The following is a 14,244-nucleotide window of genomic DNA, read 5'->3' as shown; positions in this document are numbered from 1 at the left end:
ATGGTTTTTTTAATTCCTTTGATTTTTATAATTTCATCTATTTTTATCGTAGATTATTTGTATTTTTCTGAAGAAAATGAGGCGGTAAAAACTCAAAAACAAGTAGAACAAAAAGACACAGAGCAAGATAAGCAAAAATATCTTGAAAATATTTTAAAACAAAAATAACAATGCATCATCAAATTGTATATAAAAAATTCTTTTGGATTAATATTTTAGTAGTAGTTGCCTTGGCTTTAAATTTAAGAGCTCCTATAACTTCCATAGGACCTATGATAGGGCATATTCAAGAATATTATCAGATCAATTCTACTTTAGCGGGTATGCTTACTACTTTACCTTTAATAGCTTTTGGTCTTATTTCTTTTTTTGTGGCGTATTTTTCACAGATTAAAGCTTTATTTTTTGCCTTGCTTTTGATTGTTTTTGGTGAAGTGCTTAGAAGTTATGGTGCTAATATAGGTTTGTTTTTGGGTGTGTTTTTTATAGGAGGTGGGATAGCGATTGCAAATGTATTGTTACCTTCTTTTGTGAAAGAAAAATTTCCTAAAAATACTTATAAAATAATGGGCTTATATGGTTCGATTATTGGGTTATCTTCTATCGCAGGTGTGGCATTGTCGCTACCCTTACTTAAAATTTTTGATGTGCCACAAGCTATGTTTATTTGGGTGATTTTGGCGTTGATGGCTTTGTTTTTTTATCTTCCGCATTTAAAAAACAAAAGATTGTTGCGAGCTAAAAGAAAAAATGTAAATCGCTTTAATATCTTTTTAAACAAAACAGCATGGAAAGTAACTGTAGTAATGGGCCTACAAAGCTTTTTATCTTATAGTTTGTTTGCTTGGCTTAGTATGATGATTAGTGAAAAGGGGTTTGGGATTGATTTTGGTTCGAATGTTTTATTACTATCGCAAATCATCGGTATGCCTGTGGCTTTTTTGTTGCCTCTTGTTTTGGGTAGACTTAGAAATCGTGCTAAAAGCATTGTGATTGTGACATTGGGTTTTTTATATGTTTTAAGTTTTATGATGATTTTTATATGCTATACCAAGGCAATGTTGTTTTTAGCAGCATTTTTTTTAGGTTTTGCCTCTAGTGGGGTTTTTACGATTTCTTTATTGTTTATTGCTATTAAAAGTTCCAATTCTGCTATCGCAGCTAAGCTTTCAGCTATGTCGCAAGGAGTAGGATATTTAATCGCTGCTCAATCACCTTGGGTGGTTGGGATATTGCATGATCATTTTAAAAATTTTACCTTTGGTTTTTTAATGTTGATAGTTGTAGCGATAATTTTAAATATTTTTGTGTTTTTAGCATATAAGGCCCCCGTGATCAAATAAAGATTAAAAATAAATTAAAGCCTTTTTTGTTAGAATTTTTAAGATTTTATTTTTGTGAGTTTATAATGCGATATACAGTTACAGAGGCTTCTATTTATGAAGCACAAGGCTTAAAAGATGAGGCCTTGGAAATTTATAAAAATATTTTAAAGCAAGATCCGCAAAATAAAAATGCCATAGATGCAATAAGGCGTTTAAGTGGTTTGCGTTCAAATCATGAAGATTTAAATTATGATATGCTTGATTTTTTTGTTAATATGAAAAGTGAAGAAGAAATTAATGAATTTAAAAGGTGGTTGATAAAGCTATGAATATTGAAGATTTAGCAAAAATGGCTATAAGTGAGGTTAATTCAGAACTTGATAATTCGAAAAAACAAAGTAATGAATTTGCTCCTATGGTTGAAGAACTTACGCAAGAAAAAAGTATAAACCCACAAGAAAAAAAGATCAAAGAAGAAATTAGCAAGGTAACACAAGAATTAATTCAAGAATTAGATGATTTAGAAGTAAAAGTTAAAGAAGAAAAGCAAGCTGCGGCGATTAAGATCGAGGTTTTAGAAGAAAAAGAAGAAAGTATTATTAATAATGAAGAATTTTTTTTGAAAAATCTTAGAGAGCGTATTTTGGTTTTGTTTGAAGGTTTAAAAAATACCAAAGATGAGCATGTAGAAAAAAGACTAGATATTACGATTACTTTTTTAGAGTTTTTACTTGCAAAGATTGAAGATAGACTTAAAAAATGATCAAGATTTTTTAAGGATTAAAAATATACTCAAACCTTACACACAAAGAGCTTATTTAGTAGGTGGTTGTGTAAGGAATTCTTTTTTAGATTTATCAAGTGATGATTATGATATAGAAATTTATGACATTCAGCCTGAACTTTTTGATACACTTATGCAAAAACTTGGAGCAAATGGAGTAGGGAAGAGTTTTTTTGTATATAAGTATAAAAAATTTGACCTAGCTTTGGCACGTTATGAAAATAAAATTTCACAAGGACATAAGGGTTTTGAAGTTAAAGTTTGCAATGATGAACAAGAAGGAGCTAAGAGGAGAGATTTTACCATTAACGCTATGATGGTAAATATCTTTAGCTTTGAATTTTTAGATTTCTTTAATGGTTTAAAAGATTTGCAAGCAAAAACAATCAGACATATTCATGATCAAAGTTTTATAGAAGATAGCTTAAGAGTGCTTCGTGGAATTGCTTTTGCGTGTAGGTTTGATCTAAAGATTGCAAGTGAAAGTTTGAATTTAATGCATACTATGGACATTAACGATCTTTCAAGAGAACGCATTAACAATGAATTGTATAAAATTTTTAAAACTTCAAGATTAAATAAAGCCTATGAATATTTTAAAATTCTAAATTTAGAAGAAAAAATCTTTTTTTATCAAAGCTTTGATATGGAATTTCAAAAGCTTTTAGAGCAAAGTCAAAAGTTAATTTGCGATGAGGCTTTGTATTTGTATTTGTATTTAAATTTTTTTCATATAGATAAAAATGATTTTTTTAAAAAAACAAAACTAAAAAAAGATCTTTTAAAAAAATGTGAGCAAGATTTTATGCTGGGAAAAATTGATGATTTTGATTTGGCTAAAGTTGCTTTAAAAATACCCCTTTGTGAGTGGCTTGGACTTTGGAGCAAAGAGCGTATCTTGCAAGCTAAAAAATTAAAACTATATAAACAAACTTTTACAAGCAAGGTAAAGTCAGAAGATTTATTAAGGGAAGGCTTTAGCGGAAAAGAGCTTGGGGGTGAGCTTGAAAAAAGAAGATTACAAGAGTTAAGAAACTATATCAAGGAGCAAGAATGAATGAATATATTTTAAAAATTTCAAGTAGTGATGAAAAAGGTTTGATTTATAGAATTTCAGATGTCATTTTCAAATACCGAATTAATATCGTAAAAAATGATGAATTTGTTGGGGAAAATCGTTTTTTCTTTAGAGCGCATTTAGAAGGAGAGCTTGATGTGAAAGCATTTAAAGGAACACTTGAGACGATGCTTTCTGATGATGCACATATAGAAATAACTTCAAAAAGAAAAAAAGATATTGTTGTTTTAGCTACTAAAGAAACGCATTGTTTGGGTGAGTTGTTGATTCGTCAATTTAGTGGTGAATTTAATGCAAATATCAAAGCAGTGATTGCAAATTATGATGTATTAAAGCCTTTGGTGGATAAATTTAACCTTCCTTTTCATGCGGTTTTAGCGCAAGATTTAAGTAGGCAAGAGCATGAAGAGAAGATACTAGAATGTTTAAGTCAATATGAGTTTGATTATATTGTTTTAGCAAAGTACATGAGGATATTATCTCCATCTTTTGTGGAGCGTTTTGAAGGAAGGATTATTAATATACATCATTCTTTTTTACCTGCTTTTATTGGTGCAAATCCTTACAAGCAAGCTTATGAGAGGGGAGTTAAAATCATTGGTGCAACTGCGCATTTTGTCAACAATAATCTTGATGAGGGGCCAATTATCACTCAAGATGTTATACCAGTAACACATGAGTATTCTTGGCAAGCTATGCAGCAAGCTGGTCGTAATGTAGAGAAAAATGTTTTTTCTAAAGCATTGGATTTGGTGTTTGATGATAGAATTTTTATTTATGAAAATAAAACTATTGTCTTTTAAATTTTGATACCAAATGGCATCAAAATTTAGCAAGAATAGCAGGTTTTAAACTCATAAGCAGTTGGTCTAGCCTCTACAGGCCAAACTTGAGTTTCAAATTTCATATGTTGATAATCATCAATAAAAATATCACTCATTATAGGTTTTAAGAAGGCATTTTTTCTAATGAGTGCTTCTAAAGAGCCTCTTAGAGTGTGAGGTAGTTGTTCGATCCCTTTTTCTCTAATTTCATCTAAAGTAAGTGCAAATAAATTTTCATCCATTGGGCCTACTGGTATGGTTTTGTTTTTGATACCATCAAGTCCTGCCATCAATAAACTTGTAAAAGCCAAGTAAGGATTAGAAGTGCTATCAGGAAATCTTATTTCAACCCTTGCACTTTTTTCATTAATACCATAAGGCACACGACAACTTGCAGAACGGTTTTGACAAGAATAAGTCAATATACAAGGAGCTTCAAAACCTGGAACTATTCTTTTATATGAATTTGAACTAGGGTTGGTAAAGGCTGCCACGCTTCTAGCATTAGCTAAAATCCCACCGATGTAGTTAATCGCACATTCGCTTAGTTTTCCATAGCCTTCTTTATCGTAAAATAAATTTACCCCATCTTTCCAAAGGCTCATATGTACATGCATACCACTTCCATTATCCCCATAGAGTGGTTTTGGCATAAAGGTTGCTGTTTTTCCATTTAAATGTGCTACCATTTTTACTATATATTTGTAAATTTGCACATTGTCAGCAGCTTCAACTAAATTTCCAAATTCTACGCCAATCTCAGCTTGTCCTTGTGCTACTTCATGATGATGTACGAAAGTTTTTAAACCCACTCTTTCTAAAACTTGTACCATCTCAGACCTAATATCCACACTAGAATCAATAGGACTTACAGGAAAATATCCACCTTTATTTCTTGGTCGATGTCCACTGTTGTAGCTATCTGTAAAATCTTTGTTATCATTCCACTCACCTTCTTCAGTATCTACTTCATATTTTGCACAATGAGAAGAATCAACGATTTTTACATTATCAAAAATAAAAAATTCATTTTCAGGGCCAAAATAAGCTGTATCAGCGATATTGCTTGTACTTAAATGTTGTATGGCTTTTTTAGCAATACTTCTTGGACATTTTTCATACATTTGATTTTTATAAATATCATATACATCACAAATTACTATGATAGTAGGATCTGCTGTAAAAGGATCTAAAAAAGCACTTTCAACATCAGGTTTTAAGATCATATCAGATTTTTCTATAGGTTGCCATCCATGTAAAGAACTAGCATCAAATGGAATTCCATTTTCAAAAGTTTTATCATCAACCGCTTTTATATTGTAAGTAATATGATGCCAAGTTCCTATCATATCAGTAAATCTAAAATCAACAAATAAAACTTCATGCTCTTGGCAATAGCTAAAAAACTCATCAATATTATTTACAAACTTACCCATTTTTTTCTCCTTTTTTAATAGGTATTAATTTATTTTTTAAGATTGTAGTATCTTTTTTTTAAATTAAGTTTAAATTAATATTTTTTTTATAGTCAAATATAAAAAAATGTTATTTTATATAAAAAAACTAAAATTAATATTGATTTATATTTTTTTGTAATATAATCTCACATTAGTTTTTTATTATATAAAAAAAGGTGTGACAATGACTCAAGAAGAATTAGATGCTTTAATGAATAGTGCTGAAGACTTAGATCTTGATTCTGTAGAAGAAAGTGCAAAAGTAAAACCTGAAACAGACTATGAAGATGAAGAAAAAAATAAACAAATAGTTAGTGATATGATTAGTGGTGATTATAAAGCAAGAGCGGATATGGCATGGCCACCACCACCACCTAGCAAAGAACATAAAGTTGTGCATCAACTTGATGATGTGACAAGAGATAGCGAGATTAAAGCAACTGAAATGATGGAAAAACTAGAAGTTATCAATGATTTTTTTGCAAATTCGGAAAATCAGCTTTGTGTGATTAGTGATGCTTTAAATAAAAATATAGAAATTTTTGAAAAATTAAATACAAAATTTCCTAATGTAGCTAGCTTTAAAGAAGCTATTGATATTAATAATGATGCTAAAAATATTATCGATGAGATAACTGGTTGCTTGCAAACCGGACAAGATGAGGTTATGATGGCAATGGATGCAATGCAATATCAAGATATTCATCGTCAAAAAATTGAGCGTGTTATTAATGTTATGAGAGCCTTGAGTAGATATATGAGCAGTCTATTTGAAGGTAAAATTGATGATGAAAAACGTGTTGGTTCTGCTGTTCACATTGAAGGCGATACAACTACAGATGTTGTAAGTAATGATGATATCGAGGCCTTAATCGCAAGTTTAGGAAAAAAATGATTATTCCTGAAATAGTTTCTCCAGCAGGTAATTTTATAAAATTAAAAATAGCATTGGCTTATGGAGCTGATGCTGTTTATGCAGGCGTGAGTAATTTTTCACTTCGAGCAAGAACTGCTAGAGATTTTAATTATGAAACTTTTAAAGAAGCTATTAATTATACTCATACAAGAGGAAAAAAAATTTATGTAACTATTAATGGTTTTCATTTTAGTTCACAAATTGAGGGTTTAAAAAGGCATATTTTAAAATTAAAAGAAATGAAGCCTGATGCTTTTATAGTGGCTTCTGTGGGTGCTATGCGTTTAGTTAAAGATCTTGCGCCTGAAATTAATCTACATGTGTCAACCCAAGCTAATATTTTAAATTATTTAGATGCTCAAGTTTATAAAGACATGGGAGCTAAGCGTGTTGTTATAGCAAGAGAACTTGGTTTAAAAGACACAAAAGATTTAAAAAATAATTGCGATATTGAGCTTGAAAGTTTTGTGCATGGTTCGATGTGTTTTGCTTATTCGGGTAGATGTTTAATAAGCTCAGTGCAAAGTGGACGTATGAGTAACCGTGGATCTTGCGCAAACGATTGCCGTTTTAATTATGAATTGTATGCAAAAAATTCAGAAACCAATACGCTTTTTAGATTAGAAGAAGATGAAAATGGTACACATGTGTTTAATTCCAAAGATCTAAATTTAAGTTCATATATTCAAAAAATTATGCAAGAAAACTGCATTCATGCTTTTAAGATTGAAGGAAGAACAAAAAGCGAGTACTATGCTGCTTTAACCACAAGAACTTATAAAATGGCAGTAGAAGATGTATTGCAAAATACTTTCGATGCGAGCAAATATGAAAAAGAAATTCATACTTTAAAACATAGAGGTTTTACAGATGGATATTTGGTTTCAAGGGCTTATGAAAAAACTGATTCAATTAACCATAATACAAGCATAGAAGAAGGCACGCATCAAGTGCATGCTATTAGCGAGGATGGGGAATTTTTCAAATGTAAAGGTAAAATAGAGCTAGGAAAAGAATACGAAATTTTAGCTCCGGTTAATTCTAATATAGAATTAGGGGAGAATAAACTAGGCTTAATCTATGAAAATGATGGTAAAAAATTTATAGTTTTTAAGCAATTATTAGCTAAAAATAATAAAGATTTTAGCGAAATTCATAGTGGTAATGAAAATGAAATTACGTTACCATTTAAGCTTCCAGAATTTAGCTTTTTAAGAAGGAGTGTTGAATGAAATTTGTTTCTATATTAATGGGAAGTAAAAGCGATTATGATATCGTAAAAGAAGCTTTGGGTGTTTTAGAAAAATTTGATGTAAAATACGAAGCTTTAATTACTTCAGCACACAGAAGCCCTCAAAGAACGCAAGAATATATCAAAAATGCCGAAGAAAAAGGCGCGAAAGTTTTTATTGCAGCAGCAGGGATGGCAGCACATTTGGCTGGAGCTGTGGCAGCTCATACAACAAAACCTGTTTTAGGTATACCTATGCCAGGAAGTAATCTAGCAAGTATGGATTCTTTGTTTTCTACGGTTCAAATGCCAAGTGGAATTCCAGTAGCAACTCTGGCTATAGGTAAAGCAGGTGCAATGAATGCAGCTTATTTGGCGGTTCAAATTTTAGCTATCGAAGATGAGAGTTTAGCTCAAAAACTATTAGAAGATAGAAAAAAACAGCAAGAAAAACTTATTCAAGATTCAAATGCGATTGAAGTTTTTCTTTAAGGAGAGTGTATGCAAACTTACTTGGAATTAAAGGAATTTTGTCAATTGGTGCATTTATCTGAAGATGTAGTAAAAGGAATGATGGCAAATGGAGCTTTAAAATTCAAAGAAGAAGAGGGTAAAATTTATATTGAAGCAAATCAAGGTACTTTTAGTGTTGTGCCGATGAATTCAAAGCAACCAGCTATAGTAAATTCTATGACTTTAGCAGGAGAAAGTTTTGTTGAAAAAACCATAGGAACTATTTTAAATCTACATGAAAAAGTACTTGATGCTAAAGATGAAACCTTAGAAGCCTTAAAGGGTGAAAATAAATTTTTAAAAGATGCACTTTATTCTATGCAAGAACTTTATGATGAAGATAGAAAAACTATTGAAAATCTTAACGAGCAACTCAAATATGCTCATAATGAAGTAGAATTTCTAAAAAGAAAATATAAAATGATGTGGAATAAAACAGTAGAGCTATACGCAAACTCATCTGAAAAGCCAGAGGAATTAAAGGAAGAAAAATGACTTTTTCTCAAATGATATTAAATTTACAAGAATTTTGGCAAAAACAAGGTTGTGCTATTATGCAACCGTATGATTTTCCTGCGGGAGCAGGGACTTTTCACCCTGCAACTTTCTTAAGAAGCTTAGGTAAAAAACCGTGGGCTGCAGCTTATGTTGCACCAAGTAGAAGACCAACAGATGGAAGGTATGGAGAAAACCCTAATCGATTAGGGGCTTATTATCAATTTCAAGTTTTAATGAAGCCAAGTCCTGATAATATCCAAGAATTATATTTAAAAAGCTTGGAAAATTTAGGTTTTGACTTAAAATCTCACGATATCCGTTTTGTAGAAGATAATTGGGAGAGTCCAAGTTTAGGTGCTTGGGGTTTAGGCTGGGAAGTTTGGCTTGATGGTATGGAAGTAACACAATTTACTTATTTTCAACAAGTTGGCGGTATAAGCGTAGATTTAGTAAGTGCTGAAATTACTTATGGCTTGGAAAGACTTGCAATGTATTTGCAAGATGTTGATAATGTATATGACATAGTTTGGAATGAATTTAACGGTGAAAAAATTACCTATAAAGATGTTCATAAGCAAGGTGAGTTTGAGTTTAGTAAATATAATTTTGAAGTAAGCGATGTAAAAACTTTAAACATTCAGTTTGAAAATGCTTACAATGAGTGTAAAAATGCTTTAGAAGCAAAACTTGCTTTACCTGCGTATGATTATTGTATGCTAGCAGCTCATACTTTTAATCTGCTTGATGCAAGAGGGGCTATTTCTGTTACTCAAAGACAAGATTTTATGTTAAAAATTAGAGAATTATCTAAAAATTGTGCCTTGGTGTATAAAGAAAGTTTAGATGAAAATTAAAGAAATTTATGAGTATTTAGATACGATTAGTCCGTTTTCTACACAAAGTTCATGGGATAATAGTGGCTTATTGCTTGGAGATTTTGAACAAGAAGTAAGCAAAATTTATCTTACTCTTGATGTAGATATGCATTTGATTGAGAATGCGAGTGAAAATTCGCTATTTATAGTTCATCATCCTTTGATTTTTAAAGGTTTAAAAAGTTTAAATGGAGCGTTTTATCCACAAAATATTCTTATTAAAATGATGCAAAAAAATATAGCCTTAATTGCTATGCATACGAATTTTGATTTAAGTCATTTAAATGCTTATTTTGCTAATGAAATTTTAGGTTTTAAAATCAAAGAGCAAAATGAGTTTTTGATTTATTGCGATATTGATTTTAAATTTAGTGATTTAATTACCCATGTGAAAAAAAGTTTAAAGCTTGATTATATAAGAGTTGTAAATGCGGGTAATGAGAAAATTAAAACTTTAGCAATATGTACAGGTAGTGGAGGAGATTTGATTTCTAGTGTTAAGGCAGATTGTTTTTTAAGTGGAGATTTTAAATACCACCAAGCTTTGGAAAGTTATCACAATAAACTTAGCTTGATTGATATAGGGCATTATGAAAGCGAATCTTGTTTTAGTGAAATTTTAGCAAAAGATTTGCAAAAATTTCATTTAGAAGTTATAATATTAGTTTCAAAAAATCCATTTCAATATTTTTAAGGAAAAAATTCAATGAATAAATACCTAGAACAACTTATAACTTTATCACAAATTGATAAAGAACTTGATGGTTTTACAAATAAAGTAGAAGATGCTACAAAAGATTTAAAAGAAAAGCGTAGTTTGCTCGATAAAACTGAAGAGGAAATTGCTAGTTTTGAGAAAGATATTAAAGATATAGAAAATCAAAAAATTCAAAACAATAATCATATTGCAGAATTTGGTGTAAAAATCAAAGAAATAGCTAAAAAAAGTACTGCAGTAAAAACTGAAAAAGAAGCAAATGCTTTAAAAATCGAAGAAGATATAGCTAAAGAGCAACTTGATGCAGCAAATGAAGAAATAGAAAGATTAGATAAAATTTTAGAAAATAAAGAAAAATTCATACAAGAATTGCAAGCTAAAAGAAGTGAACTTGAAAATGAAGTGGATCAAATTGATACTCAAACTAAAACTGTTTTAGTAGATATTGAAAAAGATAGATTGCAAATTTATGATAAAAAAGTTAAACTAATGGGTGAAATAAATCAAAAAGTTTTAACTTTTTATGAAAAAATTAGAAAATGGGCGGGAAATAGTGCTGTAGTTCCTGTAAAAAAACATGCTTGCTATGGCTGTTTTATGAGAATTTATGATAAAACTTATCTAGCAGTTTTAAAAGGTGATGAAATCATAACTTGTCCACATTGTGGAAGAATTTTATACAAAGAAAAAGAAGAAAATCAAAATTGATTTTTTTTTATTATATTTTTGCTGTGATTGTATATATAATCGCGGCTCCTTTTCTATTGATTTTAAGTTTTTGTAAGGAAAAGTATAAAGTATCATTAAAATCAAGATTTTTTCTTCACAAAAATTTAAAACAAAAACAAGGTGATGTATATTTTCATGCTTGTTCTTTTGGTGAGATTAAAAGCCTTATTCCTTTAATAAAACTTTTTCCAGCCTGTAAAATTTCAACCATTACTCAAACCGGTTTTTGCGAAGCTTCAAGACATTCTGAAAAAGTAAATTTTTTTCCATTTGAAATTTTTGTGCCTTTTTGGATTAGGCCTTGTAAGGTTTTGATTATTTTTGAAGCAGAGCTTTGGCTTATGCTTGTATTGATGGCTAAATTTTATAATGCAAAAGTTATTTTATTAAATGCTAGGATTAGCGATAGATCTTTAAAAAACTACAAGCGTTTTAGCTTTTTTTATCGTTTAATTTTTAAATATATTGATGTTGTGTTTGCACAAAGTCAAAAAGATAAAGAAAGGTTAGAATATTTAGGCGCTAGAAATGTTATAGTGTATAAAAATATTAAAGCTAATATAAAACAAGGACAAATGAAAAATTATTCCAAACCTAAAGCCAGGATTATTATATTTGCTAGTACGCATGAAAATGAAGAGCAATTGTTACTTGATGAGATTAAACTAGAAGAAAATGATAAATTGATTATTGCTCCAAGGCATCCAGAGCGTTTTGGTGAGGTTGAGGGGATTTTAAAAGATTTTTGCCAAAAAAATCATTATAATATGCAAAAATTTTCAGACTTTACTTTAAGCGAAAATGATTTTGCAAATTTTTTTAAGACTAAGTGTTTATTGCTAGATGCTTTGGGTGAGCTAGAAAATTTTTATAAGATTAGTGATGTGGTTTTTTTGTGTGGCTCTTTTGTAAATAATATAGGTGGGCATAATCCTATAGAAGCGGCTAGATGGAATAATGTTATTATCTCGGGGAAATATTATTTTAATCAAGAAAGTTTATATCAAGAAGTTGATGATTTGTATATTTGTGAGAGTGTAAAAGATATAAATGATTTTTTAAGGCAAAAATTATCACAAGCACGAGTCAAAGAGCAAAATGATTTAAATGAAGTTATATTAAGTATAAAAGAAGGTTTAGATGCAAGAAAAAGCTTATAAATTGCTTGCAATGCAAGAAAAAATTTCCAATAATGCAGCAAAAGATTTGATTGATAAAGGCTGTGTTTTTGCTATGGGAAAAAAGGTTGTTATAGCTAGAGCTTTGATGAGTTCAAAAACAAGATTTGTTGTGCAAAAAATAAAAAAAGCAAAAATACTTTTTGAAGATGATAAAATCATAGCTTTAAATAAGCCTTATGGGGAAATTAGCGAGAAATTAGAAGGTGTTTATAATGCTAAATTAGTCAATAGAGTTGATAAAGAAACAAGCGGGGTTTTGCTTTTAAGCAAAGATGAGGAATTTAGACTAAAATGTATTCAAGAGTACAAAAAACAAAATGTTTATAAAAGTTATTTGGCTATTGTCGATGGGGTAATTGCTGAAGAACTTGAAATTTGTGAAAAAATAACTACTATAAAAAATAAATCCGGAGCTTTTAGTAAAATTGATAAATTTGGTTTAGAAGCCCATACCCAGGTTATACCTTTAATGGTAAATGCTAAAAAAACCTTAATAAAAGCAGTCATTAAAACAGGTAGAACACACCAAATCAGAGTGCATTTAAATCATATAAAACATGGTATTATTGGTGATGAAAAATATGCAAAAATTAGTTCATCAAGAATGTATTTGCATTCTTATGAAACGCATATTTTTGATTATCAATTTAAAGCCTTGCTTGATGAGAGCTTCAATGCTTACGGTTTTGAAATAAAAAATTTAAATTTTTAAAGGCGTTTAAAGCTAAAAGGGTTTATAATTTAGCTTTTTAAAATTTTAATAAAGGGAAAATAAAGTGTTTGAAATAGTTAGTGAGTCATTTAAATCCGCAGTTAATAAACTTCGTTTTGTTGACGATGAAAAAGCTTTAAAAAACGCTCTTGACACTTTAAAAAAAGCCCTTTTAAAAGCAGATGTGCATCATAAAGTTACTAAAGAATTGCTTACTTTAGTAGAAAATGATGTAAAGACTAATGGTATAGGTCAAAAACAATTTTTAGACTCAATTAAGAAAAATTTAGAAGAAATTCTTAGTATTAAAGGTAAAAATCAAGGTTTTGTATTTGCTAGTAAGCCACCTACGGTTGTTTTGATGTGTGGTTTGCAAGGTGGTGGTAAAACTACTACTACGGTAAAAATTGCTAATTATTTAAAGCTAAGAAATAAAAAAGTACTAATTGCTGCATGTGACTTGCAAAGATTAGCTGCAGTAGAGCAACTAAGACAACTTACCCAAGCTAATGAGCTTGATTTGTTTTTCATAGAAAATGAAAGTAATCCTTTGAATGTAGCTAAACAAGCTTTAGAAAAAGCAAAAAATTCCATGTATGATGTTTTACTTGTAGATACTGCCGGCCGTTTAGCTATAGATACTGCTTTAATGAATGAGCTTAAAGAGGTAAAAGCTATTTTAAGTCCTGATGAAGTATTTTATGTAGCTGATGCTATGAGTGGTCAAGATGGCGTTAAAACCGCAAGTAGCTTTAATGAAGCTTTAGAAATTACAGGGGTTATTTTAAGTAAATTTGATGCAGATACTAAAGGTGGTGTTGCGCTAGGTATAGCTAAACAAATTGGTGTACCTTTAAGATTTATTGGCGTTGGTGAGAAAGTAGCTGATTTAGAAGTATTTATCCCTGATAGAATTGTTAATCGTATTATGGGCGAGGGTGATTTAGCGACTTTAGCCGAAAAAACTGCAGCCATTATTGATGAAAAAGAAGCAAAAAAACTTAATAAAAAAATCAAAAAAGGTGAATTTAATTTTAATGATTTTTTAAATCAAATGGAAAGTGTTAAAAAACTTGGTAGTATGAAATCAATTATTGGTATGATACCTGGTTTATCATCCATGGCAGCAAATATTAAAGATATTGACTTGGATAATTCTAAAGAAATTATTCATATTAAGGCAATGATTTCATCAATGACGTTAAAAGAAAGAGAAAATCCTGATTTGTTAAACAATGCAAGAAAACGTCGTATTGCAGAGGGCGCTGGTTTATCACAAATGGAAGTAAATCGCTTTTTAAAACAATTTAGTAATGCAGCTAAATTGGCAAAGAAATTTTCAAACAAAAAAGGAATGGAAAACTTTATGAATATGTTGCAGCAAGCTAAAAGACCACAATAAT

17 protein-coding genes are annotated in these 14,244 nt (G+C 30.0%); 16 read left to right on the top strand and 1 reads right to left on the bottom strand.

What is annotated here, in order from left to right:
• The 6 genes from CSUB8523_RS10310 (at nucleotide 1) to purU (ending at nucleotide 3,990) form a co-directional block, all read left to right on the top strand.
• On the top strand, nucleotides 1–168 hold the full coding sequence (locus CSUB8523_RS10310) for a hypothetical protein (protein WP_167333037.1): 168 nt from the start codon (nucleotides 1–3) through the stop codon (nucleotides 166–168).
• A gap of 2 nt (nucleotides 169–170) precedes the next feature.
• A complete protein-coding gene (locus CSUB8523_RS06440; protein ID WP_043019967.1) occupies nucleotides 171–1,343 on the top strand; it encodes an MFS transporter in 1,173 nt (390 codons plus the stop codon).
• Nucleotides 1,344–1,405: 62 nt separating this feature from the next.
• The gene (locus tag CSUB8523_RS06435; protein WP_087691144.1) at nucleotides 1,406–1,654 is read left to right on the top strand and encodes a hypothetical protein; all 249 of its coding nucleotides are present in this window, start codon (nucleotides 1,406–1,408) and stop codon (nucleotides 1,652–1,654) included.
• Complete coding sequence (gene ciaD, locus CSUB8523_RS06430; protein ID WP_043019966.1) at nucleotides 1,651–2,088, top strand: effector protein CiaD; 438 nt, start codon at nucleotides 1,651–1,653, stop codon at nucleotides 2,086–2,088. Before CSUB8523_RS06435 ends, ciaD begins: the two co-directional genes overlap by 4 nt.
• Nucleotides 2,057–3,166: a multifunctional tRNA nucleotidyl transferase/2'3'-cyclic phosphodiesterase/2'nucleotidase/phosphatase gene (locus CSUB8523_RS06425; protein ID WP_043019965.1), complete on the top strand. Its 1,110-nt coding sequence runs from the start codon at nucleotides 2,057–2,059 to the stop codon at nucleotides 3,164–3,166. Before ciaD ends, CSUB8523_RS06425 begins: the two co-directional genes overlap by 32 nt.
• The gene (purU, locus tag CSUB8523_RS06420) at nucleotides 3,163–3,990 is read left to right on the top strand and encodes a formyltetrahydrofolate deformylase (protein ID WP_043019964.1); all 828 of its coding nucleotides are present in this window, start codon (nucleotides 3,163–3,165) and stop codon (nucleotides 3,988–3,990) included. The genes CSUB8523_RS06425 and purU overlap by 4 nt, the downstream gene beginning before the upstream one ends.
• A 26-nt stretch (nucleotides 3,991–4,016) precedes the next feature.
• Here purU and glnA read toward each other — a convergent pair whose 3' ends face one another.
• A complete protein-coding gene (gene glnA / locus CSUB8523_RS06415; protein WP_043019963.1) occupies nucleotides 4,017–5,447 on the bottom strand; it encodes a type I glutamate--ammonia ligase in 1,431 nt (476 codons plus the stop codon).
• A gap of 205 nt (nucleotides 5,448–5,652) precedes the next feature.
• On the opposite strand from glnA, the gene CSUB8523_RS06410 reads away from it, so the two are divergent.
• From CSUB8523_RS06410 to ffh, 10 genes are all read left to right on the top strand, one after another.
• Nucleotides 5,653–6,363, top strand: coding sequence for a hypothetical protein (locus tag CSUB8523_RS06410; RefSeq protein ID WP_043019962.1), 711 nt, complete (start codon nucleotides 5,653–5,655; stop codon nucleotides 6,361–6,363).
• Complete coding sequence (locus CSUB8523_RS06405) at nucleotides 6,360–7,616, top strand: peptidase U32 family protein (RefSeq protein WP_043019961.1); 1,257 nt, start codon at nucleotides 6,360–6,362, stop codon at nucleotides 7,614–7,616. Before CSUB8523_RS06410 ends, CSUB8523_RS06405 begins: the two co-directional genes overlap by 4 nt.
• A complete protein-coding gene (gene purE, locus CSUB8523_RS06400) occupies nucleotides 7,613–8,107 on the top strand; it encodes a 5-(carboxyamino)imidazole ribonucleotide mutase (protein WP_043019960.1) in 495 nt (164 codons plus the stop codon). Before CSUB8523_RS06405 ends, purE begins: the two co-directional genes overlap by 4 nt.
• A gap of 9 nt (nucleotides 8,108–8,116) precedes the next feature.
• Entirely contained in the window at nucleotides 8,117–8,623 is a 507-nt protein-coding gene (locus CSUB8523_RS06395; protein ID WP_039664197.1) for a DUF3972 domain-containing protein, read from the top strand.
• Nucleotides 8,620–9,480 (top strand): glycine--tRNA ligase subunit alpha, encoded by an 861-nt coding sequence (glyQ, locus tag CSUB8523_RS06390; protein WP_039664196.1) that lies wholly within the window; start codon nucleotides 8,620–8,622, stop codon nucleotides 9,478–9,480. Before CSUB8523_RS06395 ends, glyQ begins: the two co-directional genes overlap by 4 nt.
• A complete protein-coding gene (locus CSUB8523_RS06385; RefSeq protein ID WP_043019959.1) occupies nucleotides 9,470–10,195 on the top strand; it encodes a Nif3-like dinuclear metal center hexameric protein in 726 nt (241 codons plus the stop codon). The genes glyQ and CSUB8523_RS06385 overlap by 11 nt, the downstream gene beginning before the upstream one ends.
• 12 nt (nucleotides 10,196–10,207) lie before the next feature.
• Nucleotides 10,208–10,927, top strand: a complete 720-nt coding sequence (locus CSUB8523_RS06380; protein WP_043019958.1) for a zinc ribbon domain-containing protein — start codon at nucleotides 10,208–10,210, stop codon at nucleotides 10,925–10,927.
• Entirely contained in the window at nucleotides 10,924–12,108 is a 1,185-nt protein-coding gene (waaA, locus tag CSUB8523_RS06375) for a lipid IV(A) 3-deoxy-D-manno-octulosonic acid transferase (protein WP_043020415.1), read from the top strand. Before CSUB8523_RS06380 ends, waaA begins: the two co-directional genes overlap by 4 nt.
• A complete protein-coding gene (locus CSUB8523_RS06370; RefSeq protein WP_043019957.1) occupies nucleotides 12,089–12,841 on the top strand; it encodes a 23S RNA-specific pseudouridylate synthase in 753 nt (250 codons plus the stop codon). Before waaA ends, CSUB8523_RS06370 begins: the two co-directional genes overlap by 20 nt.
• 64 nt (nucleotides 12,842–12,905) lie before the next feature.
• Nucleotides 12,906–14,243 (top strand): signal recognition particle protein, encoded by a 1,338-nt coding sequence (gene ffh / locus CSUB8523_RS06365; protein WP_039664192.1) that lies wholly within the window; start codon nucleotides 12,906–12,908, stop codon nucleotides 14,241–14,243.
• Nucleotide 14,244 lies beyond the last annotated feature (1 nt).

The sequence above is a fragment of the Campylobacter subantarcticus LMG 24377 genome (genome assembly GCF_000816305.1).
Lineage (GTDB): Bacteria > Campylobacterota > Campylobacteria > Campylobacterales > Campylobacteraceae > Campylobacter_D > Campylobacter_D subantarcticus.
Note: the sequence above shows the minus strand (reverse complement) of the source record. Positions and strands in the feature narration are given on the sequence as shown.